Annotated in this window: 14 protein-coding genes and 1 riboswitch; of the genes, 9 read left to right on the top strand and 5 right to left on the bottom strand. The window is 63.1% G+C overall.

Annotation, left to right across the window (positions count from 1 at the left end):
- Nucleotides 1-10 precede the first annotated feature (10 nt).
- The 6 genes from hutI (at nt 11) to ACIQTW_RS18040 (ending at nt 5,930) form a co-directional block, all read left to right on the top strand.
- Nucleotides 11-1,249, top strand: a complete 1,239-nt coding sequence (hutI, locus tag ACIQTW_RS18065; RefSeq protein WP_402939724.1) for an imidazolonepropionase — start codon at nt 11-13, stop codon at nt 1,247-1,249.
- Between the two features lie 201 nt (nt 1,250-1,450).
- Nucleotides 1,451-2,368, top strand: a complete 918-nt coding sequence (locus ACIQTW_RS18060; RefSeq protein WP_402939721.1) for an SIS domain-containing protein — start codon at nt 1,451-1,453, stop codon at nt 2,366-2,368.
- Nucleotides 2,369-2,378: 10 nt separating this feature from the next.
- A complete protein-coding gene (locus ACIQTW_RS18055; RefSeq protein ID WP_402939718.1) occupies nt 2,379-3,314 on the top strand; it encodes an ROK family protein in 936 nt (311 codons plus the stop codon).
- Nucleotides 3,311-4,279: a 1-phosphofructokinase family hexose kinase gene (locus tag ACIQTW_RS18050; RefSeq protein ID WP_402939715.1), complete on the top strand. Its 969-nt coding sequence runs from the start codon at nt 3,311-3,313 to the stop codon at nt 4,277-4,279. The genes ACIQTW_RS18055 and ACIQTW_RS18050 overlap by 4 nt, the downstream gene beginning before the upstream one ends.
- Nucleotides 4,261-5,142, top strand: coding sequence for a class II fructose-bisphosphate aldolase (locus tag ACIQTW_RS18045; protein ID WP_402939712.1), 882 nt, complete (start codon nt 4,261-4,263; stop codon nt 5,140-5,142). The genes ACIQTW_RS18050 and ACIQTW_RS18045 overlap by 19 nt, the downstream gene beginning before the upstream one ends.
- Nucleotides 5,139-5,930: a DeoR/GlpR family DNA-binding transcription regulator gene (locus ACIQTW_RS18040; RefSeq protein WP_402939710.1), complete on the top strand. Its 792-nt coding sequence runs from the start codon at nt 5,139-5,141 to the stop codon at nt 5,928-5,930. Before ACIQTW_RS18045 ends, ACIQTW_RS18040 begins: the two co-directional genes overlap by 4 nt.
- Before the next feature lie 38 nt (nt 5,931-5,968).
- On the opposite strand, the gene ACIQTW_RS18035 is transcribed toward ACIQTW_RS18040, so the two are convergent.
- Nucleotides 5,969-6,649: a histidine phosphatase family protein gene (locus tag ACIQTW_RS18035; RefSeq protein ID WP_402939707.1), complete on the bottom strand. Its 681-nt coding sequence runs from the start codon at nt 6,647-6,649 to the stop codon at nt 5,969-5,971.
- A gap of 23 nt (nt 6,650-6,672) precedes the next feature.
- Between ACIQTW_RS18035 and ACIQTW_RS18030 the strand changes: the two genes are divergently transcribed.
- Nucleotides 6,673-7,446, top strand: coding sequence for a CPBP family intramembrane glutamic endopeptidase (locus ACIQTW_RS18030; RefSeq protein ID WP_402939704.1), 774 nt, complete (start codon nt 6,673-6,675; stop codon nt 7,444-7,446).
- A 135-nt stretch (nt 7,447-7,581) separates the two neighbouring features.
- Here ACIQTW_RS18030 and ACIQTW_RS18025 read toward each other — a convergent pair whose 3' ends face one another.
- Complete coding sequence (locus ACIQTW_RS18025; protein ID WP_026005588.1) at nt 7,582-8,220, bottom strand: VOC family protein; 639 nt, start codon at nt 8,218-8,220, stop codon at nt 7,582-7,584.
- A 202-nt stretch (nt 8,221-8,422) separates the two neighbouring features.
- On the opposite strand from ACIQTW_RS18025, the gene ACIQTW_RS18020 reads away from it, so the two are divergent.
- Both ACIQTW_RS18020 and ACIQTW_RS18015 read left to right on the top strand, forming a co-directional pair.
- Entirely contained in the window at nt 8,423-9,763 is a 1,341-nt protein-coding gene (locus tag ACIQTW_RS18020; RefSeq protein WP_402939701.1) for a bifunctional o-acetylhomoserine/o-acetylserine sulfhydrylase, read from the top strand.
- A 162-nt stretch (nt 9,764-9,925) separates the two neighbouring features.
- A riboswitch (SAM riboswitch) is annotated at nt 9,926-10,042 on the top strand.
- A gap of 15 nt (nt 10,043-10,057) precedes the next feature.
- The gene (locus ACIQTW_RS18015; RefSeq protein WP_402939698.1) at nt 10,058-11,179 is read left to right on the top strand and encodes a homoserine O-acetyltransferase; all 1,122 of its coding nucleotides are present in this window, start codon (nt 10,058-10,060) and stop codon (nt 11,177-11,179) included.
- A 2-nt stretch (nt 11,180-11,181) separates the two neighbouring features.
- Here the strand turns inward: ACIQTW_RS18015 and ACIQTW_RS18010 are convergent, their stop codons facing one another.
- The 3 genes from ACIQTW_RS18010 to ACIQTW_RS18000 form a co-directional block, all read right to left on the bottom strand.
- The gene (locus ACIQTW_RS18010) at nt 11,182-11,616 is read right to left on the bottom strand and encodes a hypothetical protein (protein WP_402939695.1); all 435 of its coding nucleotides are present in this window, start codon (nt 11,614-11,616) and stop codon (nt 11,182-11,184) included.
- A gap of 62 nt (nt 11,617-11,678) precedes the next feature.
- Nucleotides 11,679-12,854 (bottom strand): winged helix DNA-binding domain-containing protein, encoded by a 1,176-nt coding sequence (locus tag ACIQTW_RS18005; RefSeq protein WP_402939692.1) that lies wholly within the window; start codon nt 12,852-12,854, stop codon nt 11,679-11,681.
- A gap of 8 nt (nt 12,855-12,862) precedes the next feature.
- Nucleotides 12,863-13,705 carry an SGNH/GDSL hydrolase family protein gene (locus ACIQTW_RS18000; protein WP_402939689.1) on the bottom strand — a complete coding sequence of 281 codons (843 nt, stop codon included), beginning with the start codon at nt 13,703-13,705 and terminating at the stop codon, nt 12,863-12,865.
- Nucleotides 13,706-13,753 lie beyond the last annotated feature (48 nt).

Below are 13,753 nucleotides of genomic sequence, written 5' to 3'. Positions count from 1 at the left end.
CAATAGGGTCATGAGCGGAATCACAAGCGGCAACAGAAACAGCACGGTCATCACCAATATTGGTGAACTGATGACCCAGGACCTGGAGCACCGGGTCCTCAGGGACGCCGCCATCGTGATCGAAGGCGAGCGGATTTCATGGATCGGCACTGCCAAAGACGCCCCGGCCGGTGACGAAAGGATCGACGCTGAGGGCCGCGCCGTCCTGCCCGGCTGGGTGGATTCGCACTCACACCTCGTCTTCGCAGGTGACCGCACTGCCGAGTTCGAGGCCCGAATGGCAGGCGAAAGCTACAGCGCCGGCGGGATCGCCGTCACCACGGGTGCCACGCGCAGCGTCAGCGACGACGAACTTACGCGCCTCGTGCGGGAGCGGGTGGCTGAGGCAGTTTCGCAAGGAACCACGTACTTGGAGAGCAAGACCGGTTACGGGTTGGACGTGGAGAACGAAGCCCGTAGCGCCCGCATCGCAGCAGCTGAAGTGGACGAGGTTACCTATCTCGGCGCGCACCTGGTTCCCGGCGGCTCCGATCCTGAGGAGTACACGGACCTGGTGTGTGGCCCCATGTTGGACGCCGTCCTGCCGCATGTCCGCTGGGCTGACGTCTTCTGCGAGCGCGGAGCGTTCACTGAGGATCAGTCACGGCGGGTCCTCACTGCTGCCCGCAACGCCGGGCTGGGCCTGAGGGTTCACGGCAACCAGCTCGGGGAGGGGCCTGGTGTGGCTTTGGCCGTTGAGTTCGCGGCTGCGAGCGTGGACCACGTGAACTACCTTTCGGATAAGGATGTCCGGGCGCTCGCGGAAACGTGGGCCGGCTGGGATGTGGCCTCCGGAACGGGCGCGCGCGGTACGGTGGCCACGTGCCTTCCCGCTTGTGACCTTTCCACGCGGCAGCCCTTGGCGCCTGGCCGTGAACTGATCGACGCGGGCGTACAGATTGCCCTTGCGGCCAACTGCAACCCGGGGACCTCGTACACCAGCTCCATGGCGTTCTGTGTCACCACGGCTGTGCTTCAGATGCACTTGAGCGTCCACGAGGCCGTCCGCGCGGCGACGTATGGCGGCGCTTTGGCGTTGGGCCGGGAGTCAGGGAACGACGTCGACGGCGAACGGGCGGTGGGTTCGCTCGCCGTCGGACATCGCGCTGATTTGCACATGCTGAAGGCTCCGTCGGCCACGCATCTGGCGTACCGTCCCGGGATTCCGTTGACTCATTCGGTGTGGCGGGCCGGCGTGCGGGCTGTCTAAGGACAAGTTAGAGACAAGAAGGAGGGGCTGTGTTCCGGTTGGAACGCAGCCCCTCCTTTTTGGGTTTAACGCTCGCCGCTCATGATGCGCGAATAATGAGCAGTCTCAGCACACGAATGATCCTTGTTAGATCGAAAATGATCGTTTAGTGTTTCTATAGATCAGAAAACGTCATTAAGCTGAGCGGGAGCGAAACACACGATGAGCGAGAACACACTGGGTGCCTTCATGGAAGAAGAGCTGGTTTCCCAACCCGAGGTTTGGCAGCGCGCCGTGGAGCAGGCACGTGCGGAGCAGTTGCTTCCGGCGGACGGCAAGCGCATCGCCGTCATCGGCTGTGGCACATCCTGGTTCATGGCTCAGAGCTACGCCGCGGCCCGCGAATCCGCCGGCAAAGGGGTCACGGATGCGTTCGCCGCCTCAGAGGCTTTCCTGAACAGCAACAGCGCCGATCGCCAGTACGACGCCGTTGTGGCCATCACCCGATCAGGTACCACCACTGAGGTGCTCGAGATTTTGGCTGATTTGAAGGGGATTGTCCCCACCGTAGCCATCATTGGCGACATCTCCTCGCCAATCGTCGAGCTGGCAGACGCCGTGGTAAGCCTCCAATACGCCGATGAGCGCTCCGTGGTGCAGACCCGCTTCGCCACCACGGCGTTGGTCTACCTGCTGACCAGCCTCGGCATCGACGTGCAACAGGCAATCGATGATGCCCGTGATGCAGTGGCTGCGCCGGTCTCCCAGGAACTCCTGGACGCCGAGCAATTCACCTTCCTCGGCACCGGCTGGACGGTCGGGCTGGCCCACGAGGCCGGATTGAAGATGCGCGAAGCCGTGCAGGGGTGGACCGAGTCCTACCCCGCCATGGAATACCGGCACGGCCCCATCTCCATCGCCGCCCCCGGCCGTGTCACTTGGCTGTTTGGTGCCCAGCCCGAGGGCCTGGACAACGATATGGTCGTCACTGGCGCCCTTTACATCCACACGGACAAGCACCCGCTGGCTGAACTGGCACGCGTCCACAAGGTCACCTTGGAGCGTGCGCGCGTTCGTGGACTGAATCCGGACCTGCCCCGCAACCTGACGCGCTCCGTTATTCTCGACGCCTCGGCCTAGGCAGCCCATCATGGTTCTCGGAGCCGCAGAATCGCCGGTCCTTTCGTTCGACGTCGGCGGGACAGACATCAAGGCTGGTTTGGTGGACGCACTTGGGACCGTCCTGGGCATGCGCCGCGTCCCTACGCCGTTGGATCCTGCCCGCCCCGGCGAAGCGGTACTGGACAGGCTTGCTGAGCTCAAAGCCGAGCTGGACTCTGAGTTTCCTGAAACTCCCGCCAGGGCAGCGGGCATCATCGTCCCTGGAATCGTGGACTCCGTGGCCGGAGTGGGCGTCTATTCCGCCAACCTCGGATGGCGTAACTTCCCCTTCACTGCCGAAGCTGAAAAGCGGCTTGGCATCCCCGTTGCATTCGATCACGATGTCCGTTCCGCTGCAGCAGTTGAACACAGCTTTGGAGGGTCCAAAGAGTTCAACGATGTTGTGGTGATGGTGGTGGGAACCGGCATTGCTGCAGCTGTGTTCTCGGGCGGCAAGGCCGTTACCGCAGGGGGATTCGCCGGGGAACTCGGCCACGCCCAGGTCCCGGACCCCGACGCCGGACCGGACGCCACAGGCTCGACCATTCTGGAAGCAGTGGGCTCAGCAGGTGCAATTGCCAAGCGTTACCACCGGGCATCGGGAAACCCGGTGGACGGTGCACGCGGTGTATTGCTCAGGGCAAACACGGGAGATGCCGTGGCCGCACGTGTTTGGGCGGATGCTGTTGATGCTCTGGCCTTCACTATCTGCCAGTGCGTAAACATTATTGGGACCGAAGCCGTGGTGATTGGCGGAGGTCTCGCTGAAGCAGGCGACGAGCTGCTTGAGCCCCTTCGTAAACGGGTTGACACCATCCTGGACTTCCAGCGCAGGCCCCAACTCATTCGTGCCCAACTGGGGCAGGACGCCGGCTTGCTCGGCGCGGCACTGAATGCCCGGGCACTTTTGGGAGGCGCACGATGAAGCGAGCCAACGTGAACCGCATTATTACCGTCACTCCAAATCCGGCCATCGACATGACCTACACCGTCCACGGAATCACTGAGGGTTCCAGCCACCGGGTTCCCACGCCCATAAGTCGTGCGGGAGGCAAGGGCATCAACGTAGCCCGTGTCACTCACCAGTTGGGGTACCCCGTGCTCGCCATTGCCCCCACCGGCGGTGCGGCAGGGCAGACCCTCGCTGCTGAACTGTGGACCAGCGGGGTGCCGCACACGCTGGTGGGAGTCGCAGCTGAAACCCGCCGCAGCATCGCGCTGGTGGACACCGTTGCTGGGGAGACCTCCATTTTCAATGAGGAGGGCCAAGCCCTTCTGCCGGATGACTGGCGCTCACTGCGGATCGCCGTAGTGGAGGCCGTGAGCGGTAACCGCAACCTGCCGGCCTCCGTCCTGGTCGGTTCGGGAAGCCTGCCGCCGGGCGCTCCTGAGGATTTCTACCCGGAGCTGGTTCGCCTTGCCCACGACGCCGGTATCCCGGCCATCATCGACACGTCCGGTCCGGGGATCATCGCCGCGGCGAAAGCCGGTGCCGACATTCTCAAGCCCAATCATCACGAGCTGGCCGAAGCGACGGGGGAGTCCAGCCTTGAAGCTGCCGCATTGGCGCTGATCGACATGGGTGCCCGAACAGTCCTCGTCAGCGCCGGAGCGGACGGCATGCTCGCCTTTGACCACGCCGCCCCGGGCGGTTACTGGAGCGCCCGGCTGCCCGAAGCGCTCAGCGGTAACCCCACAGGGGCTGGCGACGCCGGGGTGGCGGCTGCCGCCGTCGCACTCGCCGAAGGCATCACAGAGCCCCGGGAAATTCTTCGCCGCGCCACCGCCTGGTCGGCCGCGGCCGTGCTCATGCCTGCCGCAGGTGAAATTTCGCCGCGATTCAAGGAACTCCAAGACCAATTGATCGTGACATGGAAGGAGACCCGGTGACCCTGGTTAGCACTCGGGAACTCATGGACAAGGCCGCCGCCGCGGGCACAGGACAAGGTGCGTTCAACATCATTCACATCGAAACTGCCGAAGGCCTGGTGGCAGGGGCCGAGGCGGCCGGCGTCCCGCTTATTCTGCAGATTTCCGAGAACTGCGCCAAGTACCATGGCGGACTCGAACCCCTCGCGGCGGCAGCCCTGGCAATCGCCCGTTCCGCTGCCGTGCCCGTTGCCCTTCACTTGGATCACGCAGAATCCGAAGATCTCGCGATCGCCGCCGTGGACCTGGGTTTCGGTTCCGTCATGTACGACGGCGCGCACCTGCCGTACGACGGGAACGTGGAAGTCACCCAACGGGTGGCCAGGTATGCCCACAAGCGCGGTGTCTATGTGGAGGCCGAGCTTGGAAAAGTGGGTGGCAAGGACGGAGCCCACGCTCCCGGTGTCCGAACGGACCCCGGTGAGGCCCGCGCATTCGTTGAGGCAACAGGAGTGGACGCGCTCGCTGTAGCTGTCGGCTCGTCCCACGCGATGACCGAACGCAGCGCCGCGCTGGACCTGCACCTCATCACCAGACTGAAAACTGCGGTGGGAAAACCACTGGTCCTCCATGGCTCCTCCGGTGTGACAGATGACATGCTTATAGCCGCTATCCGTGCGGGTATGACTAAGATCAACGTATCCACACATTTGAACGGGTTCTTTACCCGCGCCGTCCGTGGGTACCTCGAGGCCAACCCTGCAGTGGTGGATTCCCGGAAATACATCAAGGCCGGCCGGGATGCCCTTGTGCTGGAGTCCGCACGTATGCTGACGCTGTTCGCCAAAGCGAACTCGCTGGAACCCGCGAAAGGCTTGTCATGACCCGCACCGATCGGCTCACTGCCATACTCGACCTCCTGGCCGAGTCCGGCCATGTGGAAGTCGAGGACATCGTGACCCGCCTGGGCGTCTCACCTGCCACGGCCCGCAGGGATCTTGACAGCCTCGCCAAGCAGCGGTTGCTCAGCCGCACCCGCGGCGGCGCCACTACCGGGTCCGTTGCCTACGACCTTCCGGGCCGCTACAACCGTGACGACCATGCTGCGGCCAAGCAGGAAATCGCCTTGGCTGCGTCAGCATTGATCCGCCCGGGTGCCGTCATTGGACTCAGCGGCGGTACCACCAACACTGCTTTGGCCCAGCTGCTGTCCACCCGCGAGGACCTCAACGCACCTTCAAACCGGCCCACCCTGACTGTGGTGACCAACGCGATCAACATCGCTTCGCAGCTTGCAGTCCGGCCGAACATCAAGATCATGGTCACCGGCGGCATCCTCAACCCCCGCTCTTACGAGCTGGTGGGTCCCTACACGGACGTCATCATGCAAAAAGTTGCCCTGGATATTGCGTTCATCGGTGTCAATGGCGTCGACCCGGACCTCGGCCCCACCATCACCGACGAAGGCGAAGCCATGGTCAACACGGTGATGGCACGCCGTGCCACCGAGTCCTATGTGGTGGCCGACTCTTCCAAAGTGGGCCGTCGCTCCTTTGCCGCCATGGCAGGCTACGACTTCAGACACCTCATCACGGATTCCGGCATCAGTGCCGAACATAAAGCAGCGTTCGAAGCCAAGGGCACCGAAGTCATCGTCGCACCTGCTGGCTGAGACCCGCCGGCTGAGACCTGCCCGCTGAACAGCGCACGCTAGAAGCGCATCCTCGGTGCGTGCAGCACTGAGTCGTCTACCTCCCTGGGCACCCACTGGCTGAACGGTATATCCAGGCTGTACTGGTCGTCGTCGTTCTTGATCAGGGTCCGAAGCTCGGCGTTGTCCGGGTTGTTGAGCGACTCGAAGTACTCCACCGTCCAGTGGAACCAACGCATGCAGAAAAGGCGCATGGTCAGCCCGTGCGTGACCAGGAGCGTGTTTGGTGCGTAAGTAGGCTTCTGCCAGTGCCGGTACAGCGTCTCCATGAAGGATGACACCCGGTCATACACATCCGAACCGGACTCGCCCTCGCGGAACCTGTAGAAGAAGTGGCCGTAGAGGTTGCGCAGTTCCTTTTGGTCCTCGATCTCCCCGGCGATCTGGAAGTTTGCCCAGTCCTGCTCGCGAAGCCGGGGTTCCTCAACCACGCGTTCGATCAGGGGACCGAGGTTCATGGCTTCGAGGGTTTGGTACGCGCGCAAGTAGGGGGAGACATAGACGCAGACCTGTTCTCCATCGAGCTTCCGGCGTATGTCCTCCCCGGCAATCCGGGCCTGCTCCAACCCTCGCTCCGTCAGCGGGATCCGGTAGTCCGGCACACGGTTGTAGATGGACGTGTCGGCATTCGCGGCTGACTGGCCGTGCCGGATCATGAAGATTCTCTCAGGGGCACCCATCCCACCAAGCATAGGGTGGGTACATGTTCCTTGCTTCCCGTCGCCGGCTGCGCGCCGAAGTGCTTATTGTGCTGGGCCTGTCCTTGGGCCAGTCCGCCGTCTACTCCGTAGTTCAGTTGCTGGACAAGATGACCAGGGCACCATTGGCGGACGCCACGTCAACCCTGAACAGGTCCCAAAGCACGCGCGAGTACTTCGACCTCACGTACCAATTGCTGGATATTGTGTTCGCTCTGGTGCCCGTGGCCTTGGTGTTCTACTTTCTGTCCACCCATTCATCTGGCGGCAGGGAAGGCGGGGGCGGCTCGGCATTCGCCCGGCTAGGCTTCAACTTTGCCAGGCCCGGCAAGGACCTTCTCCAAGGTGTTGGCCTGGCCGCTGCGATTGGCATACCCTCGCTCGGCCTGTATGCCGCGGGTCGGGCGCTGGGAATCACCACTGCGATTGTGCCCAGTGGCCTGGACGCTTACTGGTGGACGGTGCCGGTGCTGGTCCTTTCGGCCATGCGCCATGCGATCGTGGAAGAAGTGATCGTGGTGGGGTACCTTATGGACCGCTTCGGTAAATTCGGGTGGAGCCTGCCGGCGGCGATTGTGGTCAGTGCCGTCCTGCGGGGAAGCTACCACCTGTACCAGGGCTTTGGGCCGTTCGTAGGGAACGTGGTCATGGGCCTGCTGTTCGCGTGGATCTACACCAAGACCAAGCGGGTAATGCCCTTGGTGATTGCCCACGCACTGCTGGACATCGTGGCGTTCGTTGGATTCAGCCTGTTCGGCAAGGCAATGGGCCTGGGGTAGGCGCCCGTTAAAAGTATCCGGCCGCCATCGGCGGGTGACGTCATTGGCACCCGCTGATGGCGGCCGAAGCTTAGCCCGGACATGATCGGCTCCGGACATGGGTGACCGGGGCAGGGACCAGCCGGATGGATCGGGTTAGATGGTGACGGCTCCGGAGGCGGTCTCGAAAGTCACAGCGAGGATGCCAGGAGTGCCGTGCGGTGCCATCCACTGGACGGCGACATCCTCCAGCGGCTTCTCCACCGGTTCGCCCAACCATTCGGTGACGCGTTCAGCGGAGCCCGCAATGGTGAGGCTGGACATCTTGACGTCGCTCTCGTAGATCCTGGACGGGTGCAGCGAGGGGTCGCCCTCCCACTTGAGCAGGTAGGGCACCTGGGGATCAGCGATCAGGCCGAGGATGCCAATCTGCTGCCACACCAGTTCGCGTCCGTCGGGGAACTTACGGTTGCCCGGAACAGCCGAGCGGCCAAGCCGGTCTTCGAACGGCGCAAGGTCGTCAACGGCGACGCACCAGCCCATCCATCCACCACCGGCAGCCGAGCGGGCACGGACGGCCTGGCCAAAGGGTGCTTTGTCGGAAGCGGGGTGGTCAAGGACCTCCACCACTTCCAGGTACTTGTTATCCGCAAGGGGAATGATCATGTTCCGGGTACCGAAGCGCGGGTGCACTCCGCCCCGGACAGCGTCCACTCCCAGTGCCGCGGAAATTCGTTCGGTAGTGGCCAAAAGGCCATCTCGTTCACAGGCGTAAGAGACGTGATCCATGCGCATGGCTTCATCTTGGCACTTTGTGATCGGGGTCTCAGCTAAGTCAAGCCTAACTAAGGTGGGATGTGTATAAGTGGTGGTAGTGGGCGTCATGGAGGGACGCGGGAAGACCGAAAGTTTCCACCGGCGTCACAAAGCTGTCTTCGCCTCCGGGCAGTTCTTAGACTGGCCCCAGCTCACACCGCTTCACATTGCCGCCAAACCCATGCGCCACGAACAGGAGAACAGCATGTCCCAAGGATGGTCTTTCGAAACCCGCCAGATCCACGCAGGCCAGGAGCCTGATGCCGCCACAGGTGCGCGCTCGCTTCCGATCTACCAGACCACGTCCTTCGTGTTCCCCAGTGCCGAAAGCGCCGCCAATCGCTTTGCCCTGGCCGAGCTCGCCCCCATCTACACCCGGATCGGCAACCCGACGCAGGATGCAGTGGAGCAGCGGGTCGCGAGCCTGGAAGGTGGACTGGGTGCCCTCTTGCTCAGCTCCGGACAGGCTGCGGAGACGTTCGCCATCCTGAATATCGCCGAGGCGGGCGATCACATCGTGGCTAGCCCCAGCCTGTATGGCGGCACCTACAACCTGCTGGCTCACACGCTGAAGAAGTTCGGCATTTCGGTCACGTTCGTCGAGGACCCGGACAATCTGGACCAATGGCGTGACGCCGTCCGGCCCAACACCAAGTTGTTCTTCGGCGAGGTCGTGTCCAACCCCCGCCAGGACGTACTGGACATCGAGGGCATCGCCCGCACTGCCCACGAGGCCGGCGTGCCCCTCATCGTCGACAACACGCTGTCCACGCCCTACCTGATCCGTCCCATCGAGTGGGGAGCGGACATTGTGGTCCACTCTGCAACCAAATACCTCGGTGGTCACGGTTCCGCAATCGCCGGTGTGATTGTGGATTCCGGGAACTTCGACTTCGGCAAGGACCCCGAGCGCTTCCCTGGCTTCAATACTCCGGACCCCAGCTACAACGGCCTGGTCTACGCCCGGGACATCGGCAAGGACGGTGCGCTGGGGGCGAACCTCTCCTACATCCTCAAGGCCCGCGTCCAGTTGCTTCGCGATCTCGGCTCTGCCGTGTCCCCGTTCAACGCCTTCCTCATTGCCCAGGGCCTGGAGACCTTGAGCCTGCGCGTGGAGCGCCATGTGGCCAACGCCACCAAGGTGGCCGAATGGCTGGAAAAGCACGACGACGTCGAATCGGTCGCCTATGCGGGCTTGCCGTCCAGCCCGTGGTATGACCGTGGCCGGAAGTACGGCCCCAAGGGCACAGGCGCCATTGTGGCCTTCAACATCAAGGGCGGCGTAGAAGCGGGCAAGCGCTTCGTGGACGGCCTGGAGTTGCACTCGCACGTTGCCAACATCGGTGATGTACGCTCGCTGGTCATCCACCCGGCGTCGACCACGCACAGCCAATTGACGGTGGAACAGCAGGTCGCTGCGGGCGTCAACCCTGGCCTCGTTCGCCTGTCCGTGGGCATCGAGCACGTCGATGACATCATCGCCGACCTCGAAGCCGGCTTCCGGGCTGCCAAGGGCGCCTAACGCCGCGCCCCGAAGTCTTAACCCGACTGCCGCTCGCGTCGACGATTATTCGCCGGGCGGCAGTTCCGGGTGCTCGTTCGTGAACGAAGACACCCTAAACCGTCACACTGTTGTCACATTCTTCGCCAGAACCGCCCTGCATTTCCTAGACTCTTCGTATTAGGTCATGAGTGCCAGCACATAGCCCCGGCTTGCTGGCCGGCAACCCTCCTCCGCGGTGGGGTGCCCCGGGTGAAGACCAGGCCTGTTCGCACGCAAGGCGACGGGCAAGCGCGAGGTTAAGGTGTTAAAGGAATGACCATTACTGCTACTGCCCTTCCAAAATCCGGAGAGGAAGACGGAACCGTCAAGTACGCCGGCATCGGGCCGTTGGAACTTGAGGCCGGCGGATTCCTCCCCGATGTCGTCCTCGCTTATGAGACCTGGGGGCAGCTGAATGCCGATGCCTCCAATGCCGTCCTCATCCAGCATGCGCTCACGGGCAGCACTCACGTAGCCCGTGGAGCCACCGACGAGGAAGGTTGGTGGGAGCAACTCGTTGGGCCGGGTGCCACCATCGACACCAACAAGTTTTTCGTCATTTCCATCAACATCGTGGGTGGCTGTTATGGCAGCACCGGCCCATCGTCAGAAGCGCCGGACGGACGTCCTTGGGGCTCACGTTTCCCGTTGGTCACGCTGCGCGACAGCACGGAGGCTGAGGCGCGCCTGGCCGATGCCTTGGGAATCGATGCCTGGCATGCCGTGTTGGGCGGTTCCATGGGCGGCGCCAGGGCCCTTGAATGGGCTGTGACGTTCCCTGACAGGGTCAAACGCTGCGCCGTAATTTCGGTGGGCGCCTACAGCACGGCCGAGCAGATTGCCTTCGCCCAGGCCCAAACCTTGGCCATCAGGCAGGACCCGAACTTCAATAACGGTGACTACTACGGCGGCACTGCACCCGAACATGGTTTGGCGTTGGCCCGACGCATCGCCCACATCACTTACCGCTCAGCCTTGGAGCTGGATTTCCGCTTCGGCAGGGAAGCCCAGCACCAGGAAACGCCACTCGCCGCCGCGGTGTTGGGGGAGCGTGGCCGCTACCAGGTGGAAAGCTACCTGGACCACCAGGGAACCAAGCTGGTCCGCCGTTTTGACGCCAACAGCTACATCGCCATCACCGAAGCCCTGATGTCCCACGACGTCACCAGGGGCCGCGGCCCGCTGGAACAGGCGTTGTCGCGCGCTACGGCTGAGTTCTTCGTGGCGGCGGTGGATAGCGACAGGCTCTACTTCCCTGCACAGTCGCGGGAACTTGCCGCCGCGCTACCCGGAGATGTGCCGGTCCACCTCATTGAGGCCCCGATTGGTCACGATGGCTTCCTCACTGAGATTGGCCAGCTCTCGGCGCAACTCCGCGAATCATTCTTCGCCTAGCCCTAGCCGTTCATGATTTCGCCGCGCTGCTTCATGTAATCCTCCATGGCGATCTCGCCGTTGCTGAACTTCGTGTCCAGCTCGGCCAGCTTGCGCGCGCGGAATCCCTGCGGCTCCGAAGCGCCCGCTGGGGGGAACGGTGCCGGGGATGAAGGGTTCGACGGCGGCCCGGCCTGCGGTGTCGAATCCGCGGGGCGGATAACGGTTGGTTCGGACGGGTACCCGGGGTAATTCTGCGTCGGGTAGCTCTGACCTGGATAACGCTGATTCGAGTAACCCGGCCCTGGGTAATTTTGCTGCGGGTAATTCTGCTGCGGGAAGCCGGGGCCGCGGAAGTTGTTTTGCTGGATCCGGCGCGCCCGGGAGCGGTTGTACAGGCGGATGCCGAGCGGAATCAGCCACGAGCAGACGATGATCCAGAAGATCAGATTGTTCACAGTGCAGGCCTCCTAGGTCTCATCCCAGCTTAGTCCTGCCCAGTGAGACCAATCCGGCCGCCTCAGACCAGTTTGGTCTCCATGCCCAGGAAACGGCCGTAGCGATCCGCCTCGGACTGCAGGGCTTCCTGCTCTTGCGCAGTTGTGGGCTGGTTCATGCGGACGTCCAATCTGCAGGTTCCGCCGGAGAACCCGTGGCGCCACCACCCAGCCAACCTGCCATCCAGCAGGACCACATGCATGGGTCCGTTGTCCTCGGGGAAGTACGGCGCTGTTCCGCCAAGGAAGTGCCGGGACTGTGAATAGCCCATCACGTATTCGTCGTAGCACTGGATGAGATCTACGCGGGGAAGGCCGGAGTCTTCAGGGGGAGAAGGATGAACACCACCTTCGAGGGCTTCCACTTCCTCGGAGGCCAGATGGAACCCGAGACCATCAAACTGCACCGAGCCCAAACTCCCGGGAGACTGGTGACCCGCCACGTCGATTCCCCGCTTTACCTCCTTCATGGTCAAACCGGACCATGCCGCACAGTCTTTGACAGTGGCGGGTCCCCGGCTGGTGAAGTAACGGAGTGCCAACCGTCCAAGGGCCTCGTCGCGGCCTTCGGATGTAAAGGGTGACAGCACCGGGTCCGGTACCCGTTCGTCAAACAAGGCATAGGTCTGTTTCAGGGCGCCTCCTGTAGAGCGGACGGGCGAGCCACTGACCAGGACGCCGCTGATTTCCGCGTGCATGAGGTGGTAAATGAAGCCCAGCCCCCTGCTGGGAAATCCGGACTGCCCCAGGACTTCGGCCAGTTCCTCGCGTGTCTTGTGCGCTCCGTCCGCCACGGCAGCGGCCAGGATCCGGCCGCTCTTGGCTGCGGAGTCCTCATCAATTCCTGTTTGGCGGTACATGCCCTTGTTGCCTTGGTGGAGGCGATCTGCGGACAATGCCATCAACCAACCGAGGTCGTCGCGGTGCACAAAATGCCAGGTTGGCCGGAGGATATGCGTCCGCAGGATGCTTCCGTCGGCTACGGCCTGCTCAATCTCTGCCGCCGTGACCATCGACGAAGCGCCGGTGGAGCTTCTTTGCGCAAGCGTCCACCTCGCGTAGGGAAACTCCTGGGACTGGACGGCCAGGAGGTTGCGAACCACATCGCCGGGACTTCCGGCATAGGGAGCCCGCAACTGCTGCCGCCGTAACCGAATCCTCCGGATAGTCTCCGTGGAGATAAAGCTGTCACCCGGCACGGCGGACCTCAGCGGCGCGGCAGCAAGGTGCCGGTGGAGCCGAAGACGGGTCCCGGCGTCGGACGCTTTGGTGTGATGCCGTCGCCGGAGGACTGATGCCGAAGGCGCCGGATCACCCACGGGACAAAGTACTCACGTGCCCAGACGAGGTCGGAAGAGCGGGCCTCACGCCATGTGCGCGGCGGAAGGGACTTGGGCATCAGGGGCTCGAGCGTGTGCTCGACGTTCAACGCCTCCAAAACCATCATGGCTATGGTGTGGTGGCCAAGCGGCGAGAAGTGAAGGCGGTCAACGTCCCACATCTGGGGATCCGCCAACTGCCTCAAGGACCACATATCCGCGATGATGGCGTCGTGGCGTGCAGCTACCGTCCTGAGGTTCTCGTTGTAGATGGCCACCTTGCCGCGGATACGCCCGAGCACTGAAGTTGCCGTGTCCGGGCCGTTGAAAAGCACCACTGTGGCACCGCCCGAGCTCAGCTCCGCGACTGCGGCGTCGAGCTTTTCGGCCAGCAGATCGGGATCGCCGCCGGGACGGATGAGATCGTTTCCGCCGGCCGAAATGGACACGAGGTCAGGCTGCAGTTCCAAGCAGGGGCCGACTTGTTCATCGATAATCTGCTGCAGCAGCCTGCCACGGATAGCAAGGTTGGCATAGGCGAAGTCTTCCTGGCTGCGGCCCAGTTCCTCCGCAACCCGGTCCGCCCAACCACGGTGACCGCCGGGGTTTCGGGGCTCGGGGTCGCCGATGCCCTCGGTGAAGGAGTCACCCAGGGCCACATATCGGGTCCAAGGGTGCTTTGGAACGGGCTCGCCCGTCTTCAGTAAAGGATTGTTCTCACTCACGCTCATATCCTGCACCGTGACGTCGACCCTACGCCACCGTAGGTTGTTACTGGC

The sequence above is a fragment of the Paenarthrobacter sp. NPDC090517 genome (genome assembly GCF_044769165.1).
Classification (GTDB): domain Bacteria; phylum Actinomycetota; class Actinomycetes; order Actinomycetales; family Micrococcaceae; genus Arthrobacter.
The sequence above is the reverse complement of the archived record's forward strand: the minus strand, read 5'-3'. Positions and strand labels throughout refer to the sequence as shown.